Source organism: Streptomyces sp. 8K308 (assembly GCF_004348315.1).
GTDB lineage: Bacteria > Actinomycetota > Actinomycetes > Streptomycetales > Streptomycetaceae > Streptomyces.
On the sequence record NZ_SMKC01000514.1, the window covers coordinates 1 to 3,582 of the forward strand.

Genomic DNA, 3,582 nt, shown 5'->3' on the forward strand with positions numbered 1-3,582 from the left:
GCCCGGGTCCGTATCCACGAGGTGGGGCCGCGCGACGGCCTGCAGAACGAGAAGGCGGTCGTCCCCGTCGAGGTCAAGGCCGAGTTCATCCACCGGCTCGCCGACGCCGGCCTCACCACCATCGAGGCGACCAGCTTCGTGCACCCCGCCTGGGTGCCCCAACTCGCCGACGCCGAGCGCCTCTTCCCGCTCCTCGACGACCTCCGCGACCGCCGGCTGCCCGTCCTCGTCCCCAACGAGCGCGGCCTGGACCGGGCGTTGGCCCTCGGTGCCCGCGAGGTCGCCGTCTTCGCCAGCGCCACCGAGTCCTTCGCCAAGGCCAATCTCAACCGCACCGTCGAGGAGTCCCTCCGGATGTTCGCGCCCGTCGTGGCGCACGCCGTCGTCGAGGACATCCCCGTGCGCGGCTACGTCTCGATGTGCTTCGGCGACCCCTGGGAGGGGGAGGTGCCGGTGGCCCAGGTCGTCGCCGTGGTCCGCCGGCTGATCGAGCTCGGCGTCTCCGAGCTCAGCCTCGGCGACACCATCGGCGTCGCCACCCCGGGACAGGTGACGGCCCTGCTCGCCGCGCTCGACGGGGCCGGCGTCCCCGTCGAGCGGATCGCGGTCCACTTCCACGACACCTACGGCCAGGCGCTCTCCAACACCCTGACCGCCCTGCGCCACGGCGTGACCACCGTCGACGCCTCGGCCGGCGGCCTCGGCGGCTGCCCCTTCGCCAGGAGCGCCACCGGCAACCTCGCCACCGAGGACCTGCTGTGGATGCTCAATGGCCTCGGCATCGAGACCGGCGTCGACCTCGACCGGCTCGCCGCCACCAGCGTCTGGCTCGCCGACTACCTCGGCCGCCCCAGCCCCTCCCGCACCGTGCGGGCGCTCAACCCCGGCGCCCCCGACTCCCACGAGGAGTGACGACCATGTCCCTGGACCACAGGCTGACCCCGGAACACGAGGAACTGCGGCGCACCGTCGAGCAGTTCGCCAACGATGTCGTGGCGCCGCGCATCGCCGAGCACTACGAGGCGCACACCTTCCCGTACGAGATCGTCCGCGAGATGGGCAAGATGGGCCTGTTCGGCCTGCCGTTCCCCGAGGAGTACGGCGGCATGGGTGGCGACTTCCTCGCCCTCTGCCTGGCCATCGAGGAACTGGCCCGCGTCGACTCCTCGGTCGCCGTCACCCTGGAGGCCGGCGTCTCGCTCGGCGTCATGCCCGTCTTCCGCTTCGGCACCGAGGCCCAGCGGCGGGAGTGGCTGCCGCGCCTCTGCGCCGGCGAGCAGCTGGCCGCGTTCGGCCTCACCGAGCCCGGCTGCGGCTCGGACGCCGGCGGCACCCGCACCACCGCCGTGCGGGACGGCGACCAGTGGGTCATCAACGGCAGCAAGAGCTTCATCACCAACTCGGGCACCGACATCACCGGGCTGATCACCATCACCGCCCGCACCGGCCCTGACGGCGCCATCTCCACCATCCTCGTCCCCGCCGGCACCCCGGGCCTCACCGTCGCCCCCGGCTACTCCAAGGTCGGGTGGAACGCCTCGGACACCCACGAGCTGTCCTTCACCGACTGCCGGGTCCCCGTCGACAACCTGCTGGGCGAGGAGGGCAGGGGCTACGCGCAGTTCCTCACCGTGCTCGACGAGGGCCGGATCGCCTTCGCGGCCCTGGCCACCGGCCTGGCCCAGGGCTGCGTCGACCAGTCCACCACCTACGCCCGCACCCGCGAGGCGTTCGGCCGTCCGATCGGCGCCAACCAGGCCATCCAGTTCAAGCTGGCCGACATGGACGCCCGCGCCCACACCTCCCGGCTCGCCTGGCGCGACGCCGCCTCCCGGATGCGGGCCGACGAGTCGTTCAAGAAGGCCGCCGCCGTCGCCAAGCTGCACTGCTCGGAGGCCGCCGTCACCAACGCCCGCGAGGCCACCCAGATCCACGGCGGCTACGGCTTCATGAACGAGTATCCGGTGGCGCGGATGTGGCGCGACGCCAAGATCCTGGAGATCGGCGAGGGCACGAGTGAGGTCCAACGCATGCTGATTGCCCGGGAGTTGGGCATGACCGCCTGAGGCGCCCGACGGGACGCGGAGCGGCGGCCGGCACGCTCGGAAGCGCCGGCCGCCACCCCCACGGGGTCAGTGTCGGCCGCGTACCGTGTCGGACACCTCGCCGAACAGTCGGGCAACGGCCCGGAACGGCAGGGAGACAACGGTGGCGAGCGCCCCGCCGATCGCGCGGAGCACGTCCGCTATGGCTCGAAACATGGCAGAATCGTCCCTTCGATCCACCACCGGGTTACCCGGCGCAGCACCTCGAAACGTGCGCGCGCCCGCCGTACAGTGGATGACGACTCGACACGGGGGGTGTCTCTGAGGTCATGCCGGATCCGTCGTCCTTACCACCGCGACCGCCGCGGCCGCCGAGGTCTTCACCACCGTCGCCACCCGCGCCGCCGCCGGCTCCCGGTCCTTCCGTGCGCGACGTCCTGGAGGAGCGGTTCATTCCCGAGGCCAGGGGTGCCTCGCCCCGCACCCGTCGCCTCGCGCTGGCGATCATCGTGGTGCTCGGCGTGCTGGCCACCCTCGGCGGCTTCGCCGTCGGTTACGGCCTCGATCTGTGGACGACCGACTCCCGGGTCGCCGCCGAGCGGGAGGCGACGGAGGATATGGACGAGGCCAGGGTGCCGTTCACCAGCTCCATCAGCTACGACACGTCCGTTCCCTACCACTACAAGATCGTCCTCGACCGGCCGCTGACGCCCGAGGAACAGGAGACGCTGCGGTATCTGCCCTCCACCCAGGTGTGGGACTTCCTCCGCCCCCTGGGCGGCCGACTGATCCGCTACCCGGTGACGCTGTCGCAGCTTCCGCCGGGGTACGACCCCGGGCGGGGGGACACGACCGTGTTCACCATGAACTTCCTGTCCTCCCGGGAGTCCCAGCTCAGCATCGTGGACATGGCACCGGTCAACGTCTCGTGCCGCGAGCCCTCGGCCAGGACGGTGGTGGAGGTGCCGCCGCAGGGCGAGGGCTTCTATCCCGGCGTGCTGGTCGATCTCACCGCGGACGACCCCACCCTGTGGATCTCCGACGAGGGACCCGACCAGGGACAGCCGTACTTCAGCCGCCGCCGGATCGATCTCGGGGGTGGGCTCGATCCTGGCGGGCTGCGGGTTGAGGCGCTGGTGCGCGACCAGTCGTGCGAGTGGGAGCTGCGGGCCAGCTATCGCGACGCCCGAGGGGACGAGGGCGAGGTGATCCTCCGCGACGGCGACCGGCCGTTCTCCGCCGAGGCGGTGCCCGCCGATCCCGAGCAGTACTGGTTGGCCAGCGCCATGTTCCCCGGGCTTCCGATCACCGAGGACATGCCGACCTTCCAGCCCTGCCACGAGTTTCAGGACCACCCGAGTTGCGTTGCCCTGGCGGAGGGCAGGGGCTGACCGACGGCGGTGCGGCGGCGACGCCCGCTCACCCGTCCAGCAGCGTGCGGCAGAGGTCGAGCACCGCCTCGTCCTCCGCCTCGAACGCGAGGTCGCACCAGAGCGCCGGGTTCTCCAGGATCTCGGTCAGGCTCGGGGTCTCGCCC

4 protein-coding genes are annotated in these 3,582 nt (G+C 71.8%); 3 read left to right on the top strand and 1 reads right to left on the bottom strand.

The features are described from left to right. Both E1265_RS34975 and E1265_RS34980 read left to right on the top strand, forming a co-directional pair. On the top strand, positions 1 to 912 hold a 912-nt coding region (locus tag E1265_RS34975; RefSeq protein WP_132934979.1), incomplete at its 5' end, for a hydroxymethylglutaryl-CoA lyase. Positions 913 to 917: 5 nt separating this feature from the next. After that, a complete protein-coding gene (locus tag E1265_RS34980; RefSeq protein ID WP_132934980.1) occupies positions 918 to 2,066 on the top strand; it encodes an acyl-CoA dehydrogenase family protein in 1,149 nt (382 codons plus the stop codon). Between the two features lie 66 nt (positions 2,067 to 2,132). Here the strand turns inward: E1265_RS34980 and E1265_RS40525 are convergent, their stop codons facing one another. Beyond that, the gene (locus E1265_RS40525; protein ID WP_279571495.1) at positions 2,133 to 2,261 is read right to left on the bottom strand and encodes an LPFR motif small protein; all 129 of its coding nucleotides are present in this window, start codon (positions 2,259 to 2,261) and stop codon (positions 2,133 to 2,135) included. Between the two features lie 209 nt (positions 2,262 to 2,470). Between E1265_RS40525 and E1265_RS34985 the strand changes: the two genes are divergently transcribed. Then, on the top strand, positions 2,471 to 3,436 hold the full coding sequence (locus tag E1265_RS34985) for a hypothetical protein (RefSeq protein ID WP_132934981.1): 966 nt from the start codon (positions 2,471 to 2,473) through the stop codon (positions 3,434 to 3,436). Positions 3,437 to 3,582: the final 146 nt, after the last annotated feature.